The sequence below is a fragment of the Caulobacter sp. AP07 genome (genome assembly GCF_000281955.1).
Taxonomy (GTDB): domain Bacteria; phylum Pseudomonadota; class Alphaproteobacteria; order Caulobacterales; family Caulobacteraceae; genus Caulobacter.
This window is the reverse complement of sequence record NZ_AKKF01000162.1, coordinates 28,774-45,233: the sequence shown is the minus strand read 5'-3', so window position 1 is coordinate 45,233 and position 16,460 is coordinate 28,774. Positions and strand designations below refer to the sequence as shown.

The following is a 16,460-nucleotide window of genomic DNA, read 5'->3' as shown; positions in this document are numbered from 1 at the left end:
GCAGCCCGCCGCCATGGCGCGCGACCAGCAGGTCCCACCCGGCGCGATTGAACGGCAGGCCGTGGGCGGTCAGCAGGTCCTCCGCCTCGTCGACATGCGCGGTCGTCACGGGGGTCAGGAACTCGGACTTCAGGATCGCCTGCAGGCCGAAGAACAGCGTGGCGTCATGGGCCCCGCCCCGGCTCTCGACGTAGGAGAACACCCGCGTCGCGCCCGGCGGGTACTGCAGGTGATGGCTGGTCTTGTAGCTGTCGGTGTTGAGGATCGGGTTGATCATGACGGAAGCTCCTTCACGTCGCTAAAGGGCGCTACGGGGTCTGTCCCCTTGGCCCGGGAAAAGGTTGGTCGCGGTCAGGCCGCGCCGAGGAAGTGCTCGAGGATGTGGAAGTGGTCCTCGAACAGGGCGCCGCGCATCCGGCGGGCCTCGGCCACCGGCGTCCAGCGGGCGCGGGCCGCGTCGTCGCCGCCACGCACCGCCGGCAGCGGTCCGGCCGGGAACTCGAAGTGGAAGGCGTGGGTGATGGTGCGGCCGCGCAGCGAACGGTCGGGGTGGTCGAACACCCCCTGGGCCTTCAGCCCGCCGCGCAGCACCGGCGCGGGCAGCTTCAGCCGGGTCTCCTCGCGCAGCTCGCGCAGGGCGGCGTCCAGCACCGTCTCGCGCGGATTGACGAAGCCGCCGGGCAGCGCCCACAGCCCCTTGCCCGGCTGGGCCTTGCGCTTGACCAGCAGCACGTGGCCGGAGTGGACGACCACGGCGTCGGCGGTGACGAAGGTCGGCGCGTAGGGCGCGACGGCCCAGGCGGCCTTGTAGGCCTCGACATGGGCGAACTCGTCGGCCACCCGGCCATAGGCCTCGGTGGTGCGGAAGGCCTGGATCATGCCCAGCACCGGCCCGGGCACATTGGCCTCCAGCAGGCGCAGCGCGCCGGGGTCGTCGGCGAACAGGTGGCGGCGCAGGTCGGTGGCCGACAGCATGGCGGTCTGGTCGACATCGATCAGCGCCCATTGCGGAAAGGCGCGCAGATAGTAGCTGGAGGCGTCCTTCTCGTGGCCGATCAGCGCGACGCTGGCGCTCGCGGCCCCGCCGTCCTGGGCGATGGCGGCGGCGACGCTGTCCTGGACGTCGGCGATCCAGGCGGTCTCGTTATAGAGGTGATCGACCAGCGGGCGGATGATCAGCCGGCCGGCGTCGGGGCCCAGCGCGGCGCGGATCATCACGGCGCGTTCTTCGAAGGTCCAGGGATTGCGGGCGCTGCGGGGGGCCTCGGCCGAGCCGATCAGCACGATCACGCGGGGCGCCTCGTCGAGCGCGCGGCGGATCACCGACAGATGCCCCAGGTGAAAGGGCTCGAACCGCCCGACATAGGCGACATAGGCGTAGCGCGTCATGAGGCTCCCTCATGCTATGAGCGTCCGGTCTCCCCGGACGTGGTCAAGCTAGAGGGACGACGTGGGGAATGCAACCCTGCCGGTCTCGAAAAGCAAAGCCATGATCGCCGTCATCCCGGACAAGCGCGCAGCGCGCCGATCCGGGACCGACGCGTGAACGCCTGCGCTTCCGGCGGTCCCGGATAACGGCTTCGCCGTTTCCGGGATGACAGACTTTCGCGGGCGACCCTGGCGTGATCAGCCCGCCAGCGCCGCCTTGATGGCGTCCAGGCCTTCCTGGGCCTTGGAGCCGTCGGGCGCGCCGCCCTGGGCGAAGTCGGCCTTGCCGCCGGCCCCCTGCCCGCCCATGGCCAGCACGGCGGCCTTGGCCAGGTCGGCGGCGCTGAACTTGCCGGTCAGGTCGGCGGTCACGGCGACGGTGACGGCGGCCTTGCCGTCGGTGGTCCCGACCAGGGCGACGACGCCGCTGGTCAGCTGCTTCTTGAACTCCTCGGCCACGCCGCGCAGCTCCTTGCCGCCGACGCCGTCGAGGACGCGGGCGATCAGGGCCGTGCCGGCCACGTCTTCCGGACCCGAAGCCGCGCCGCCGCCGCCGCCCAGGGCCAGCTGCTTCTTGGCGTCGGCCAGTTCCTTCTCGAGGCGCTTGCGGTCGGCGATCAGGGCGTCGACGCGGGCCCCAACCTCGGCCACCGGGGTCTTGAACTGGTCGGCCAGGGCCTTGGCGACGCCGGCCTGGTCGAGCAGGAAGCGGCGGGCCGCCTCGCCGGTCAGGGCCTCGATGCGGCGGATGCCGGCGGCCACGCCCTGCTCGGAGACGATCTTGAACAAGGCGATATCGCCGGTGCGGGCCACGTGGGTGCCGCCGCACAGCTCGACCGAATAGGCCTTGGCCTCATCGGTCAGCGACTTGCCCAGGGTCAGCACCCGGACGCTGTCGCCGTACTTTTCGCCGAACAGCGCCACGGCGCCGGCCTCGATGGCTTCCTGGGGAGCCATTTCCTGGGTTTCGGCCGGCACGTTCTGGCGGATCACTTCATTGACCTCGGCCTCGATGCGCTCGATTTCGTCGGCGGTCAGCGGGCCGCCGTGGCTGAAGTCGAAGCGCATGCGCTCGCCGTCGACCATCTGGCCCTTCTGGGCGACGTGCGGGCCCAGCACATGGTGCAGGGCGGCGTGCACCAGGTGGGCGGCCGAGTGGTTGGCGCGGGTGGTGGTGCGCTTGGCGGCGTCGACGCTGGCCACGACCTGGTCGCCGACCTTCAGCGGCCCGGCCAGCTCGACGCGGTGGACGTAGAGTTCGCCGGCCTGTTTCTGGGTGTCGAGCACGCGGCTTTCGGCGCCGTTGGCCTCGATCACGCCGGTGTCGCCGGCCTGGCCGCCGCTCTCGGCGTAGAAGCTGGTGCGGTCGAGCAGGACCTCGGCGCTCGCGCCGGCGGCGGCGGAGTCGACTTCCGCGCCGTCGACCAGGATGGCCTTCACCACGCCGGTGGTCTCGGTGTTGTCGTAGCCGACGAAGTTGGTCGGGCCGGTGCGTTCCTTGATCCCGAACCAGGCGGCGGCCGCGCCGGTCTGGCCGGAGCCGGCCCAGTTGGCGCGGGCCATCGTGCGCTGGCGGTCCATGGCCACGTCGAAGCCGTCGGTATCGACGGTGATGCCCCGGGCGCGCACGGCGTCCTGGGTCAGGTCCAGCGGGAAGCCGTAGGTGTCGTAGAGCTTGAAGGCGGTCTCGCCGTCCAGCACGCCGCCGGCCGACAGGTTGGCGGTGGCGTCGTCGAGCAGGCCCATGCCGCGGCCGAGGGTGACGCGGAAGCGTTCCTCCTCCTGGCGCAGGGTCTCGACGATCGAGGCCTCGGCCCGGCGCAGTTCGGGATAGGCCTGGCCCATCTCGGCCACCAGGGTCGGGGCCAGGCGGTGCATCAGGGGCTCGTTGGCGCCCAGCAGATAGGCGTGGCGCATGGCCCGGCGCATGATCCGGCGCAACACATAGCCGCGGCCTTCGTTCGAGGGGGTGACACCGTCGGCCAGCAGGAACGAGGACGAGCGCAGGTGGTCGGCGATCACCCGGTGCGACGGGGCCTGGTCGCCCTCGGCCTTGACCCCGGTCAGTTCGACGCTGGCGGCGATCAGCGCCTTGAACAGGTCGATGTCGTAGTTGTCGTGCACGCCCTGCAGGACGGCGGCGACGCGCTCCAGGCCCATGCCGGTGTCGATCGACGGCTTGGGCAGCGAGACGCGCTCGCCGCCAGCCATCTGTTCGAACTGCATGAACACCAGGTTCCAGATCTCGATGAACCGGTCGCCGTCCTCATCGGGGCTGCCGGGAGGGCCGCCGGGGATGCCTTCGCCGTGGTCGAAGAAGATCTCCGAGCACGGGCCGCAGGGACCGGTGTCGCCCATCGACCAGAAATTGTCGTTGGTCGGGATGCGGATGATGCGGCTGTCGTCCAACCCCGCGATCTTCTTCCACAAGCCGGCCGCCTCGTCGTCGGTGTGGTAGACCGTGACCAGCAGCTTGTCCTTGGGCAGGGCGAAGTCGCGGGTCAGCAGGGTCCAGGCGTGGGTGATCGCCTGTTCCTTGAAATAGTCGCCGAACGAGAAGTTGCCGAGCATCTCGAAGAAGGTGTGGTGGCGGGCGGTGTAGCCGACATTGTCCAGGTCGTTGTGCTTGCCGCCGGCCCGGACGCACTTCTGCGACGAGGTCGCGCGCGGATGCGGCGGGGTCTCGGCGCCCGTGAACACGTTCTTGAACGGCACCATGCCGGCGTTGACGAACAGCAGGGTCGGATCGTTCTGCGGCACCAGCGGCGCCGAGGGCGTGATCGCGTGATCGGCCGCGCCGAAATAATTCAGGAAGGTGCTGCGGATCTCGTTCAGGCTGGGCATCGGCGTCTCGGGTGTTCCGTACTGGGTCCGGGCGGGGTTCCGGTTGAACCGGAAGTCGGCGCTGCATAGCGCGGTTTCAAGCGGAGTGGAAACCAAGTCGGTGTTCGGCGGGGTCTAGGGGCGGCGGTGTTGGGCTGATAAGTCCTCTCCCCGTGGGAGAGGTGTCGCCGCAGGCGACGGAGAGGGGATGGTGGCTGGACGTGGCCGCACCTAGAATCGGCGGCGTGAACTCCCCCCACCGGTCGCTGCGCGACCGCCTCCCCCGGAGGGGGAGGACTTGGGCGGCTGGCTCAGCAGACCCCCTCCGTCACCCCGGACCCTGTCCGGGGTGACACCTCCCCCTGAGGGGGAGGAATAACGAAATCGGACGCCTGGCATGGGGTCCAGGCGTCCGGGGATCGCGGCCGGCCGAGGCGGTGTTACGCGGCGGGCTATGAGGCGGGGTCGCCCGCTGCGGGCGGCGGCCGCGAAACCTGTGTCAGGCGAAGGTCCGGGTGGGACCTGGGCCTATTCCTCGACGTCCTCAGGACCGCCGACCAGCAGTTCTTCCTCGATCTTCTGGGAAGATTTGCGGACGGCCGTCTCGATCTCGGCGGCCAGGTCCTTGTTGGCCTTCAGGAACTCGCGGACATTATCGCGGCCCTGGCCGATGCGCTGGCTGTTGTAGGAGAACCACGAGCCGGCCTTGTCGATCACCCCGGCCTTGACGCCCAGGTCGATGATCTCGCCCAGCTTGGAGATACCCTCGCCGTACATGATGTCGAACTCGACCTCGCGGAACGGCGGGGCGACCTTGTTCTTGACCACCTTGACCCGGACGTTGTTGCCGACGATCTCGTCGCGGTTCTTGATCGAGCCGGTGCGGCGGATGTCGAGGCGAACCGAGGCGTAGAACTTCAGGGCGTTGCCGCCGGTGGTGGTTTCCGGGCTGCCGTACATCACCCCGATCTTGTGGCGGATCTGGTTGATGAAGATGACGATGGTGTTGGTCTTGTTGATCGAGCCGGTCAGCTTGCGCAGCGCCTGGCTCATCAGGCGGGCTTGCAGGCCGGGCAGGCTGTCGCCCATCTCGCCCTCGATTTCGGCCTTGGGCGTCAGGGCCGCCACCGAGTCGACCACCACCACGTCGACAGCGCCCGAGCGCACCAGGGTGTCGGTGATCTCAAGCGCCTGCTCGCCGTTGTCGGGCTGCGACACCAGCAGGTTGTCGAGATTGACCCCCAGCTTGAAGGCGTAGCCCGGATCCAGGGCGTGTTCGGCGTCGACGAAGGCGGCGGTGCCGCCGGCCTTCTGGACCTCGGCCACCACGTGCAGAGCCAGGGTGGTCTTGCCCGAGCTTTCCGGGCCGTAGATCTCGATCACCCGGCCCTTGGGCAGGCCGCCGATGCCCAGGGCGATGTCGAGGCCGAGCGAGCCGGTGGAGACCGACTCCATCTCGACCTTGCCCTTTTCGCCGAGCTTCATCACCGAGCCCTTGCCGAACGCCCGGTCGATCTGCGCCAGCGCCGCTTCGAGAGCCCGCTGCTTGTCGCCGTCTTCTTTGCCCACGAGTTTCAAAGCCGCCTGATTGCTCATTGGAGATCCGCCCTTATCCCATGATTCCGACCGTCAGATCGGAGGTTCGCGACCGGCGCGCCCATCCGTCTGTGGAATGATTAACGAGTACATGTTTTGTTCCAGGTTCACAAGATGTTCTTTTCTTGCCCGCCTGAAGCGTTGAAACGGTTATGACGTCCCGATACGTCAAAACCGGTCGCACCATTTCCCCGGGCCTCGCGGCGCTTTCGCCGCCCGGCTCAACCGGTCCTTAACAACGCCCCGCCATGCTGCCGGCGTCTTGGGGGACTTCCGTCTTGTCGCTAGATCCGCGCCGCCTTCTGGGCCTGGCCTTCGCCAGCGCCGACCTGCTGCTGGAGGTCGAAACCGGCCAGGTGATCCTGGCGCTCGGCGCGGCCCAGCGAATCATGGGCCAGGACGAACGCACCCTGATGGGGCGAGCCTGGCGCGACCTGTTCACGCCCATCGACCGGCCGCTGGTCGATTCGGTGACCACCGCCCTGAGCGACGGCTTCCGGCGCGGCCCCATCACGGTGCGGATGGCCGGCGAGCCGCCGCGCCATGTCAGCCTGACCCTGCGCGCCCTGCCGGAGAACGGCGGCCGGATCTCGGTGTCGGTCACCTCCGCCCCGGCCCCCACGGCCGGGCTGGACGCCGACGGCCTGCGCGGCCGCGAGAACTTCGAGGACATCGCCCGCGGCCTGTTCGAGGCCGCCCGTGTCACCGGCCTGGAGCTGGAACTGGCGATGATCGAGTTCGCCGGCCTGGGATCGGTGCGCGAACAGCTGTCGCCGCGCGAGGTCCAGGCCCTGGACATCCGCCTGGCCGGCGCGGTGCGGGCCGAGTCGCACGCCGGCGGCATGGCCACCCGCCTGTCGCCCGACCGTTTCGCCCTGGTGCGGACCCGCGACGATCACAGCGAGGACATGGCCCAGCGCCTGACCCGGGCCACCGCGATCCAGGCCTCGGCCCACGTGGTGCCGCTGGACGGCGGGACCTCGGCCCGCGGCCTGCGCGCCCTGCGCTACGCCCTGGACGACTTCCTGCGCGAGGGGCTGAAGGACACCCCGCCCCTGACCCTGTCGGAGGCCATGAACCGCTCGGTCAAGCGCACCCTGTCGCGGGCCGGCGCCCTGGGCGTGGCGGTCAGCCAGCGGCGCTTCACCCTGGCCTACCAGCCGGTGGTCGACCTGACGTCGGGCCTGGCCCACCACCACGAGGCCCTGGTGCGCTTCGAGGACGGCGGCAGCCCGTTCCAGCTGATCCGCATGGCCGAGGAGTTCGACCTGATCGAGGAGCTGGACCACGCGATCGCCGAGCAGGCGGTCAAGCGCCTGGCCAGCGACCGCGCGGGGACCCTGAAGCTGGCGGTCAACGTCTCGGGCCGGACGATCGTCAACGAGACCTTCGTCTCGCACATCGCCAGCCTGCTGACCCAGCACGACATGGCCAAGGGCCGGCTGATCTTCGAGATCACCGAGACCAGCGCCATCGACGACCTGCCCCGCGCCAACCGCCATATCCAGGGCCTGCGCGGCCTGGGCTCGCTGGTCTGCCTGGACGATTTCGGGGCTGGGGCCTCGTCCTTCGCCTATCTGCAGGAACTGAGCCTGGACATCGTCAAGATCGACGGCCGCTACGTCCGCGAGCTGGCCGACAACGGCCGCGACGGGGCCATGGTGCGCCGGCTGGTCGAGCTGTGCCGCGACCTGAAGATCCGCACCGTCGCCGAGATGGTCGAGACCGCCGAGGTCGAGGACGTGGTCCGCAGGGCCGGCGTCGACTTCGCCCAGGGCTGGCTGTTCGGCAAGCCGGCGGACCAGCCGCAACCCGCGCTGAAGGTGGCGTCCTCCGTGACGCCGGCCGCGCGGCGGGCGGGGGTTTCGGAGGGCTGGGGGTAGAACCAGAACCCTTCTCCCCTTGCGGGAGAAGGTGTCGGCGTAGCCGACGGATGAGGGGTCTCTCAAACGACAAACGCCGCGACCGGCCTTTCGGCTTGTCGCGGCGTTTTCGTTCTTCAACCCCTCACCCGGCCTCCTTCGGAGGCCACCCTCTCCCGCAAGGGGAGAGGGAAACAGGCTGATTACTTCCCGGCCTTGGTCGCCGCGATGTAGTCGTCGACCACCTTGTCCAGCACGGTCAGCGGGGTCATGCCCGACAGCAGGCCCGCGTCGTGGAACTTGCGGATGTCGAACTTCTTGCCCAGCGCCTTCTTGGCCCGCTCGCGGGCCCGCAGCCAGACGATCTTGCCGATCATGTAGCTGCAGGCCTGGCCCGGCCAGACGACGTAGCGCTCGATCTCCGTGATCGTGCCGCTCTCCTCGTCGCCCATGGTCTCGGCCATGTACTTCACCGCCTGCTCACGGCTCCACTTCTTGTAGTGCATGCCGCTGTCGACCACGAGGCGGACGGCGCGGAACAGGGCGTCATGCAGCATGCCGATGTGGCCCCGCGGATCGGTCTTGTAGATGCCCATCTCGACGGCCAGCTGTTCGGAATAGAGCGCCCAGCCCTCGGTGTAGCCCGAATTGCCGATGGTCTTGCGGATCAGCGGCAGGCCCTGGGCTTCGTTCGACAGCGACAGTTGCAGGTGGTGGCCTGGAACGCCCTCATGCACCGTCAGGGTCGTCAGGGTGTATTTGGCCTGTTCCTTGGTGTCGCGCAGGTTGATCCAGTAGATGCCCGGCCGCTTGCCGTCGAGCGAGGGCGAGTTGTAGTAGCCGCCCGGGGCGCCCGCCTCGATGGCCTTGGGCACGCGACGGATTTCCAGCGGAGCCTTGGGCAGCTGACCGAAATAGGCCGGAAGTTGCTTCTCGATCCACTTGGCCTTCGTGTTGAGGTCGGCGATCAGCTGTTCCTTGGCCGCGTCGGTGTTCTCGTAGATGTCCTTGCCCAGCTCGGCCATTCGCTCGCCGACCGTGCCCTTGGTCATGCCGATGCTCTTGAAGAGCTTGTCGGCCTCGACCGAGATCGACTTCACCAGGTCCAGGCCCAGCTGATGGATCTCGTCGGGCGTGAGGGTGGCGGTCGTGTAGTTCTTCAACGACACGGCGTAGTAGTCGGCCCCGTCCTTCAGACGCCAGACGCCGGCGTCGTGGGTGGCCTTCGGCCGCACGCTTTCCAGCAGGGCGATCTGGCGCTTCAGGGCCGGCAGCACCGAGACCTCGTAGATCTTGGTCGCCTCGCCCGTCCAGTCGCCGGGGATGTTCTTTTCCTTGGTGCGGCGGGCCACCGACAGCACCAGCGGCGCCTCGGCGACGGGCGTGTTGGCGAAGGCCTTCATCTGGACCAGAGCCTTGTCGAGCACGAAGTCCGGCGGGATCACGCCGTCGGCGTAGTCGCGGGCCGCGATCGCCGCTTCCTGGTCCATCAGGCGGGCGAAGGCTTCCATCCGCGCCAGATAGGCGTCGGCGTCGGCCTTGGTCTCGATCGAATGCTGGGTGTCGAGGAAGTCGGGATAGGACTGGTACGAGCCCGTCAGCTGGCTGAGCACGTAGGGCGCGCCCGAACCGCCGCCAGCATAGCTGAACTTTTGATTTCCCTCGTCCTGCACCGCCAGGGTGAACTCGACGGTGTCGTAGTTGACGGCGTCCATGCCGGTCAGTTGCTTGCGGTCGATGGCGCGCAGGTCGGTCAGTTGCTGCTTGGTCTGGACGACGCCGGCGCCGATGGCCGCGAACGAGCGGTCGGCCAGCAGGGCCTTGGTCCAGGCCAGGTCGCCGACGTCGAGGCCCAGGCTGGTGGCCGTCTCGGGCGACTGGCGCAGCTGCTTGGCCATGATGGCGTCGAACAGGGCGGTGAGCTTGGCGACCTCGCCGCCGGCCGGCGCGGCCTGCGCGAGGGCCAGGTTCGGCGCCGCGGCGGCCAGGCCGACGGCGACGGTGGACAGCAGCATCTGACGACGGTTTTGCAAGGTGGGGTCCCCTTCCCTCAATCTGTTGGCGCAAAGGGGTAGAGGCCCTTGCCCGGCGGGGCAACGGCGCTGGGATTAATTTCCCGTCATCTTGCGACGGAGCGCATGTTTCGTGCGGCCGAAAGCCCTAGGCGCTGTGGACAGTTGGCTCAGAGGAGCAATTTCGTGTCTGCGGATATTCTGGCGCCTTGCCCCACCCACAGTCGTCATCCCCCGACTTGTTCGGGGGACCCAAGCAGAGTCTGACGCCATGTCCAGCGCCGCTTGGGTCACCCGCATAAAGCGGGTGATGACGGAATTTTTGAGTTGAAGACGCACTCCCAGGCCTGGGTCAGATAACTGTCCGCAGCGCTCAACGCAGCGTCACGAACAGCTCGTTCTCGATCACCCACTGGCCGGTGACCTTTCGCCAGGTCGCCAGATAGCTCCCGCTCTGGTCGGCGGCGCCGCGCGCCGTCCCGACCCAGGTCCCGTGCTCGGCGGCCCGCGCGCCGTCGGCGTCGAGTTCGATGCGCTGCGGGGTGCGCACATAGGCCACGAAGTCGGGGTCGGCGAACTGACCGGCGAAGGCGGCCAGCACGTCCCGCGCCCCCAGGATCAGCGAACCGTCGCCGGCGATCACCTTGATGTCGGGGCTGAAGAACGGCGCCAGGCGGCGGGCGTCCTTGCCGGCGATCAGCCGGTTGGTCAGCTTGCGGCGGGCGGCGATGGCGTCCTGCGGCGTGGTCATGGATAAACGCTCAGGCTGTATGGCTGTCAGGGCGAAGGCCGGTATAGGCTGACCGCGCCGCCCCTCGCAAACAGGATGCCGATGTCGTCGTTCCCGCCCGTCCTGACCACCCCGCGCCTGAGCCTGTCTCCTCCGGAGCTGTCGGACTTCGAGGACAGCGCCGCGCTGTGGAGCGATCCGCTGGTCACCCGGCACGTCGGCGGCCGCACTTCGACGCCGGAGGAGAGCTGGGCGCGGATGCTGCGGGCTCGGGGCCTGTGGGCGCTGCTGGGCTACGGCTATTGGGCGGTGCGCGAGACCGCCACCGGCCGCTATGTCGGCGAGGTCGGCTTCGCCGACTTCCACCGCGGGCTGGAGCCGTCGATCGACGGAATACCCGAGATGGGCTGGGTGCTGGCGACCTGGTCCCACGGCAAGGGCTTCGCCTCCGAGGCGGTGACCGCCGGCCTGGACTGGGGCGAGGCCCAATGGGGCGCCGATCCGGTGGTCTGCATCATCGACCCCGACAACGCGCCCTCGCTGAAGCTGGCCGGCCGGATGGGATTCCGCGAGGTGACGCGGACCACCTACAAGGACTCGCCGACCGTGCTGCTGCGGCGGGGCTAGCTAGACGGTCCCGGCGGCCGCGCCCTCGGCAAAGCCGCGCAGGCGATTGGCGATGACCTCGCCCACCGCCTCCACCGCCGGACGTCGCGGGAAGTGCGCGCGCCAGGCGATGCGCACCGTCCGCCCGGCTCGCGCGGACAGCGGCCGCAGCACGATCCCCGCGTCCAGCGCCGCCCCGGCCGCCAGCCCGGGAATCAGCGTCGTGCCGTAGCCGGCGGCCACCATGTTGAGCAGCGTCGGCAGGCTGGCCGCGCGCAGCGTGCCGCCCGGCGCCTCGCTCTGCCCGCAGGCCTCCATCGTCTGTTCGCGCAGGCAGTGCCCGTCCGCCAGGACCAGCATGTCCCGCGTCAGGTCCCTCTCCGCCACCACCGCGCACGCGGCGAGCGGGTGATCGGGCGGCAGCGCCGCGAGGAAGGGCTCGGCGAAGAGCGGCTGGCTCACCAGATCCGGCCCGTCCACCTCGGTGGCCAGCAGGGCGGCGTCCAGCTCGTGCGCGCGCAGCCGTCCAAGCAGGGCCGAGGTCTGGTCCTCCCACGGCTCCAGTTCCAGCGCGGGCAGCGCCTCGCGCAGCGGTGCGAAAACCAGCGGCAGCAGGTAGGGCGCCAGCGTCGGAATGATGCCGAGCCGGAACCGCCCCGCCAGCGGGTCGCGCAGGTTCCGCGCCGTGGCCAGGATCGCCTCGGTCGCCATGACCGCGGCGCGGGCGTGGCCAAGCAACTGCTGGCAGGCGAAGGTCGGCGCGACGGTCTTGCTGGTGCGCTCGAACAGCGCCACGCCCATCAGCTCCTCGAGCTTGCGGATCTGCACGGACAGCGTCGGCTGGCTGATGCCGCAGGCCCGCGCGGCGCGGCCGAAATGTTCGTGCTCGGCCACGGCCAGCAGATAGCGAAGGTCCCGGAGGTTCATCTGGTCAGCCGGCTTTCATCATAGGCCAAGCCTATCGCATCTATTGAGTTTTGGCGCTTCTCATTATCGTCGGAATGGGCAAAGACTGAGCGCGGCGATCCAACGGAGAGCGCCGCGAGGGAGAAACGGCAGGACCCAAGCCCCGACCAGAACCTCCAGCGCGCCGGCCACCGGCGACACGAGGGGCTGCGTTGGCTCCGAGCCAGCGCTCCTACCCCACCGCCAGGAAGCGTGCTCTTCTTCCAGAAGTTTCAGGGTCTCCACTCAGGGACCACGTCAATCACGGCAACCACGATCGGAGACGAAGATGGACGGCGATCTTGTCGAACCCACAACCAAGTGCCCGCTGAACCACGGCGTCCGGTTCCACACCAGCTTCGGCGGACGGTCGAACCGCGACTGGTGGCCGAACCAGCTGAACCTGAAGATCCTCCACCAGAACTCGGCGCTCTCCAGCCCGATGTCGCCGGCGTTCAGCTACGCCAAGCAGCTCGAAAAGCTGGATGTTGAGGCCCTGAAGAAGGACCTGCGGGCGCTGCAGACCGATTCCCAGGACTGGTGGCCGGCCGACTATGGCCACTACGGTCCGTTGTTCATCCGCATGGCCTGGCACAGCGCCGGCACCTATCGCATCGGTGACGGTCGCGGCGGGGCGGGCTCGGGCACGCAGCGCTTCGCGCCGCTGAACAGCTGGCCGGACAACGGCAACCTGGACAAGGCGCGCCGCCTGCTGTGGCCGATCAAGCAGAAGTACGGCAACCAGATCTCCTGGGCCGACCTGATGATCCTGGCCGCCGACGTCGGCATGGAGACCATGGGCTTCAAGACCTTCGGCTTCGGCTTCGGCCGCGAGGACGTGTGGGAACCCGAGGAAGATATCCACTGGGGCGCGGAAGACACCTGGCTGGGCGACGCGCGCTACACGGGCGAGCGCCAGCTCGACAAGCCGCTGGGCGCCGTCCAGATGGGCCTGATCTACGTCAATCCCGAAGGGCCGAACGGCAAGCCCGATCCGCTGGCGGCGGCGCACGACATCCGCGAGACCTTCGCGCGCATGGCCATGAACGACGAGGAGACGGTCGCCCTGATCGCCGGCGGCCACACCTTCGGCAAGGCCCACGGCGCGGGCGACGCGGCGCTGGTCGGGGCCGAGCCCGAAGGGGCCGGCATCGTCGAGCAGGGCCTGGGCTGGAAGAACAGCTTCGGCAGCGGCCGGGGCGGCGACGCCATCACCAGCGGCCTGGAAGGCGCCTGGACCCCGAACCCGACCAAATGGGACAATGGCTTCTTCGACACCCTGTTCGGGCACGAATGGGAACTGACCAAGAGCCCGGCCGGCGCCTATCAGTGGACGCCGAAGGATCCCGGGGCCGGCCCCCTGGCGCCCGACGCCCACGACCCGTCCAAGCAGCACGCGCCAATGATGCTGACGACGGACCTCGCCCTGCGGCTCGACCCGATCTACGGGCCGATCTCCAAGCGGTTCCACGAGAATCCGGACCAGCTCAAGGACGCCTTCGCCCGCGCCTGGTTCAAGCTGACCCACCGCGACATGGGCCCGCTGGCCCGCTACCGCGGCCCGCTGGTGCCGAAGGAAGAGCTGATCTGGCAGGATCCGCTGCCGGCCGTCGATCATCCGCTGATCGACGCGGCGGACATCCGCGACCTCAAGGCCAAGGTCCTGGCCTCGGGCCTGACCGTCCCGCAACTGGTCGCGACCGCCTGGGCCTCGGCCTCGACGTTCCGCGGTTCGGACAAGCGTGGCGGGGCGAACGGCGCGCGCATCCGCCTGGCCCCGCAGAAGGACTGGGCGGTCAACCAACCCGCCCAGCTGGCGACCGTGCTGGCCGCCCTCGAAGGCGTCCGGTCGGCGTTCAACGCGGGCCAGACCGGCGGCAAGAAAGTGTCGCTGGCCGACCTGATCGTGCTGGCCGGTTCCGCCGCCGTCGAACAGGCCGCCAAGGCCGGCGGCCATGACGTCGAGGTTGCCTTCACGCCGGGCCGCGCCGACGCCTCGCAGGACCAGACCGACGTGGCGTCCTTCGCGGTGCTCGAACCCACCGCCGACGGGTTCCGCAACTACCTGAACACGGACTCGCCGCTGACGGCCGAGGAGCTGCTGGTCGACCGGGCGCAGTTGCTGACCCTGACCGCGCCGGAGATGACGGTGCTGGTCGGCGGCCTGCGGGTGCTGGGCGCCAACACCGACCAGTCGCCGCACGGGGTCTTCACCCAGCGGCCGGGCGCCCTGACGAACGACTTCTTCGTCAACCTGGTCGACATGCGCACGGCGTGGACGGCGACCTCGGAAGAGGAAGCCGAGTTCGAGGGCCGTGACCGGACGACCGGCCAGTTGAAGTGGACGGCCACGCGCGCCGACCTGATCTTCGGGTCGAACTCCCAGCTGCGCGCCCTGGCGGAGGTCTACGCCCAGTCCGACTCGCAAGGCGCGTTCGTCAACGCCTTCGTGGCGGCCTGGACCAAGGTGATGAACGCGGACCGCTTCGACCTCGCCTGATGGGGATGGAATGACTTTGGGACGCGGCTGAAACCCGGCCGCGTCCCAGCTTCAAGGTCGGGACCAGAACGCGGCGCCGCACGACCGCGATCACTCCGACGCCTTGGGAGGACGCCTGGATGCCCCACGCGGTGGAAGCCGTGTTTCGGGAGGAACTGCGCCGTACCGGCCTGCCTGGCCACGGCGCGCTGCCGCGTCTGCTCGCCCTGTTGCGGGCCGCGCCGGAGACGCATCTCACCCTGGCGGAGGTGGCGGACATGGCCGCCGAGGCGGGGCTGGCGATGACGCAGGCCGAACTGGCCCACCACCTTGAAACCCTCGCCGACCATGGGCTCGTCGGCCGGCTGCCCACGACGACGACCGAGCTGGTCTTCGACACCGTGCCCGAGCCGCATTCCCACCTGATCTATGAAGAGTCGGCGCAGATCGTGGACCTGCACGTCTCAGCCGAAACCCTGCTGGTCATGGTCCGCCAGGCCCTGGACGAGCGGCCGGACAGCGTGGAGATCGTCGTGCGCTTCCGCCGCGATCCGATGGCGGCGGTCGAACCGGCGGCCCGGAGCGCGGTCGGCCGGCGGCGGTCGGATCCGGAGACGTGACCGGCGCGGTGCGCGCCGTGACCCCCACGCCATTGTCGTCGTCCCGCCGGCGTTGCGACCATGGGTCGCGCGTGTCTTTTGCTTCGTCAATTAATTGAGAAGCCGACGAGATCTAGAATAGCAGAGGGCTGGAGATTTTGACGACGAGATGGAAAACGACCGGAGCATCCGCCGTCTGACGGCCCTTGAGCGATCCGCCTCGACGGCCCGGGTCCTCAATCTTCTGGCGGTCCATCGCGGATTCGAGAAGAATGGCGAGGCGCCGGTGACGCCCCTGTTCAGGAACAGGCTGCTCGATCGCAGCATCATCCTGAAGCACCGCCTGAGGCCGGCGGAGTACGTACATTTCTCGACACCTCGCCCCACGGCCACCAAACTCCTGATCCCCATCGACGGAGCGGACCTGCGTGTTGGCGCTCGGACGGTGCTCATCGGCCAGAAGGACTTCGACCAGGTCGTATCGATGGTGTTCGGCGAAGACCTCAAACCGGGCTCCGCCGACCGGCAAGTGCTCGAACTGCTCGACGGCCTGCCCTCGCTGGACCCCTTTCTCCTGCGCGAGCATCTCAAAGCCCACGGCATCGAACCTGATCAGGGTTATTTCGGGATCTCCGCCGCCGACGTGCAGCGGATGTTCGACTTCGTCCGCGACGAGATCATCGCCTTGGTTGAGCTTTCCAGCTCGGAAAACCATGTCGCCCACGCGAATGCGTCTCGCCTGGTGGAAAAGCTGTTGTCCAACACTCCCGACAGCGGCTTCGAACCGCTGAAGACGACCTTGAAACTCAGCGACAAGGAATACAGCGACGGCGTGTTCTCCTGGCGCGGTTTCCTCTACTACAAATGGGTGCTCAGCGATCTGTCCAAGGCCGTGAGCCAGGTCATGGTGGAAATCGCCCAGATTCAGGGGCGCGGCCCCAAGGACATCGAGGCCGCCGCCTACATCCCCGAAGCCAAGAGACGCCTGCAGGCCACCATGAGGCGGACGTGGGCGAACGTTCAGGCGATGCTGGACGTCTATAACCGCGCCTACGCCTCCCTGACCCTGCAGGGCCAACCCGTGGCGTTCCGCGAATTCCTGCTCTCGGCGCCCGGCATGTTCGCCGATCTGGGTGAGCAGCTGGGAGCGATCCAGCACGTCGTCAGCTTCTGGCGCTACCGTTTCCCTTACGGCAAGCCCCGGATAGCTTCACCCGACGAACTCATGGACCTGTTCCTGGACTTCGAAGACAGCATGGCCTTCTCTCAGGAAGAGACGAAGATGGCCTGGGCGGGCTGACGGTCCACGCCCGCCACTCCTAGAGCATCGTGCGGAAAAGCGGACACCGGTTTTCCGCAAAAACGATGCGAAAACAAAAA

12 protein-coding genes are annotated in these 16,460 nt (G+C 68.6%); 5 read left to right on the top strand and 7 right to left on the bottom strand.

Annotation, left to right across the window (positions count from 1 at the left end):
• From PMI01_RS13845 to recA, 4 genes are all read right to left on the bottom strand, one after another.
• Nucleotides 1-277 (bottom strand): nicotinamide phosphoribosyltransferase domain-containing protein (locus tag PMI01_RS13845; RefSeq protein ID WP_007669662.1); only part of this gene is annotated, 277 nt, incomplete at its 3' end.
• 74 nt (nucleotides 278-351) lie between these two features.
• Nucleotides 352-1,389, bottom strand: coding sequence for a bifunctional nicotinamide-nucleotide adenylyltransferase/Nudix hydroxylase (locus PMI01_RS13840; RefSeq protein WP_007669660.1), 1,038 nt, complete (start codon nucleotides 1,387-1,389; stop codon nucleotides 352-354).
• Between the two features lie 237 nt (nucleotides 1,390-1,626).
• Nucleotides 1,627-4,272: an alanine--tRNA ligase gene (alaS, locus tag PMI01_RS13835; RefSeq protein WP_007669657.1), complete on the bottom strand. Its 2,646-nt coding sequence runs from the start codon at nucleotides 4,270-4,272 to the stop codon at nucleotides 1,627-1,629.
• 507 nt (nucleotides 4,273-4,779) lie between these two features.
• Nucleotides 4,780-5,847 (bottom strand): recombinase RecA, encoded by a 1,068-nt coding sequence (recA, locus tag PMI01_RS13830; protein WP_007669656.1) that lies wholly within the window; start codon nucleotides 5,845-5,847, stop codon nucleotides 4,780-4,782.
• Between the two features lie 248 nt (nucleotides 5,848-6,095).
• Between recA and PMI01_RS13825 the strand changes: the two genes are divergently transcribed.
• Nucleotides 6,096-7,730, top strand: coding sequence for an EAL domain-containing protein (locus PMI01_RS13825; RefSeq protein ID WP_007669655.1), 1,635 nt, complete (start codon nucleotides 6,096-6,098; stop codon nucleotides 7,728-7,730).
• Between the two features lie 182 nt (nucleotides 7,731-7,912).
• On the opposite strand, the gene PMI01_RS13820 is transcribed toward PMI01_RS13825, so the two are convergent.
• Both PMI01_RS13820 and PMI01_RS13815 read right to left on the bottom strand, forming a co-directional pair.
• The gene (locus PMI01_RS13820) at nucleotides 7,913-9,742 is read right to left on the bottom strand and encodes a DUF885 domain-containing protein (RefSeq protein ID WP_035036195.1); all 1,830 of its coding nucleotides are present in this window, start codon (nucleotides 9,740-9,742) and stop codon (nucleotides 7,913-7,915) included.
• A 352-nt stretch (nucleotides 9,743-10,094) separates the two neighbouring features.
• On the bottom strand, nucleotides 10,095-10,472 hold the full coding sequence (locus tag PMI01_RS13815) for a YybH family protein (RefSeq protein WP_007669653.1): 378 nt from the start codon (nucleotides 10,470-10,472) through the stop codon (nucleotides 10,095-10,097).
• An 81-nt stretch (nucleotides 10,473-10,553) separates the two neighbouring features.
• Here PMI01_RS13815 and PMI01_RS13810 point away from each other — a divergent pair, with 81 nt between their 5' ends.
• A complete protein-coding gene (locus PMI01_RS13810; RefSeq protein ID WP_007669651.1) occupies nucleotides 10,554-11,078 on the top strand; it encodes a GNAT family N-acetyltransferase in 525 nt (174 codons plus the stop codon).
• On the opposite strand, the gene PMI01_RS13805 is transcribed toward PMI01_RS13810, so the two are convergent.
• Nucleotides 11,079-11,984, bottom strand: a complete 906-nt coding sequence (locus PMI01_RS13805) for a LysR substrate-binding domain-containing protein (RefSeq protein ID WP_007669650.1) — start codon at nucleotides 11,982-11,984, stop codon at nucleotides 11,079-11,081. It lies immediately after the preceding gene.
• A 307-nt stretch (nucleotides 11,985-12,291) separates the two neighbouring features.
• Here PMI01_RS13805 and katG point away from each other — a divergent pair, with 307 nt between their 5' ends.
• The 3 genes from katG to PMI01_RS13790 all read left to right on the top strand — a co-directional run bounded on the left by katG (nucleotide 12,292) and on the right by PMI01_RS13790 (nucleotide 16,380).
• On the top strand, nucleotides 12,292-14,502 hold the full coding sequence (gene katG, locus PMI01_RS13800; RefSeq protein ID WP_007669647.1) for a catalase/peroxidase HPI: 2,211 nt from the start codon (nucleotides 12,292-12,294) through the stop codon (nucleotides 14,500-14,502).
• 119 nt (nucleotides 14,503-14,621) lie between these two features.
• Nucleotides 14,622-15,101, top strand: coding sequence for a transcriptional repressor (locus PMI01_RS13795; RefSeq protein WP_007669644.1), 480 nt, complete (start codon nucleotides 14,622-14,624; stop codon nucleotides 15,099-15,101).
• 148 nt (nucleotides 15,102-15,249) lie between these two features.
• On the top strand, nucleotides 15,250-16,380 hold the full coding sequence (locus tag PMI01_RS13790) for a hypothetical protein (RefSeq protein ID WP_007669641.1): 1,131 nt from the start codon (nucleotides 15,250-15,252) through the stop codon (nucleotides 16,378-16,380).
• The last annotated feature ends 80 nt before the right edge of the window (nucleotides 16,381-16,460 follow it).

Coding starts and splice junctions, on each gene's coding strand:
- alaS (WP_007669657.1), bottom strand. CDS start 4,272: ATGCCCAGCCTGAACGAGATCCGCAGCACCTTCCTGAATTATTTCGGC.
- recA (WP_007669656.1), bottom strand. CDS start 5,847: ATGAGCAATCAGGCGGCTTTGAAACTCGTGGGCAAAGAAGACGGCGAC.
- PMI01_RS13810 (WP_007669651.1), top strand. CDS start 10,554: ATGTCGTCGTTCCCGCCCGTCCTGACCACCCCGCGCCTGAGCCTGTCT.
- PMI01_RS13815 (WP_007669653.1), bottom strand. CDS start 10,472: ATGACCACGCCGCAGGACGCCATCGCCGCCCGCCGCAAGCTGACCAAC.
- PMI01_RS13795 (WP_007669644.1), top strand. CDS start 14,622: ATGCCCCACGCGGTGGAAGCCGTGTTTCGGGAGGAACTGCGCCGTACC.
- PMI01_RS13825 (WP_007669655.1), top strand. CDS start 6,096: ATGCTGCCGGCGTCTTGGGGGACTTCCGTCTTGTCGCTAGATCCGCGC.
- PMI01_RS13840 (WP_007669660.1), bottom strand. CDS start 1,389: ATGACGCGCTACGCCTATGTCGCCTATGTCGGGCGGTTCGAGCCCTTT.
- PMI01_RS13790 (WP_007669641.1), top strand. CDS start 15,250: ATGGAAAACGACCGGAGCATCCGCCGTCTGACGGCCCTTGAGCGATCC.
- katG (WP_007669647.1), top strand. CDS start 12,292: ATGGACGGCGATCTTGTCGAACCCACAACCAAGTGCCCGCTGAACCAC.
- PMI01_RS13805 (WP_007669650.1), bottom strand. CDS start 11,984: ATGAACCTCCGGGACCTTCGCTATCTGCTGGCCGTGGCCGAGCACGAA.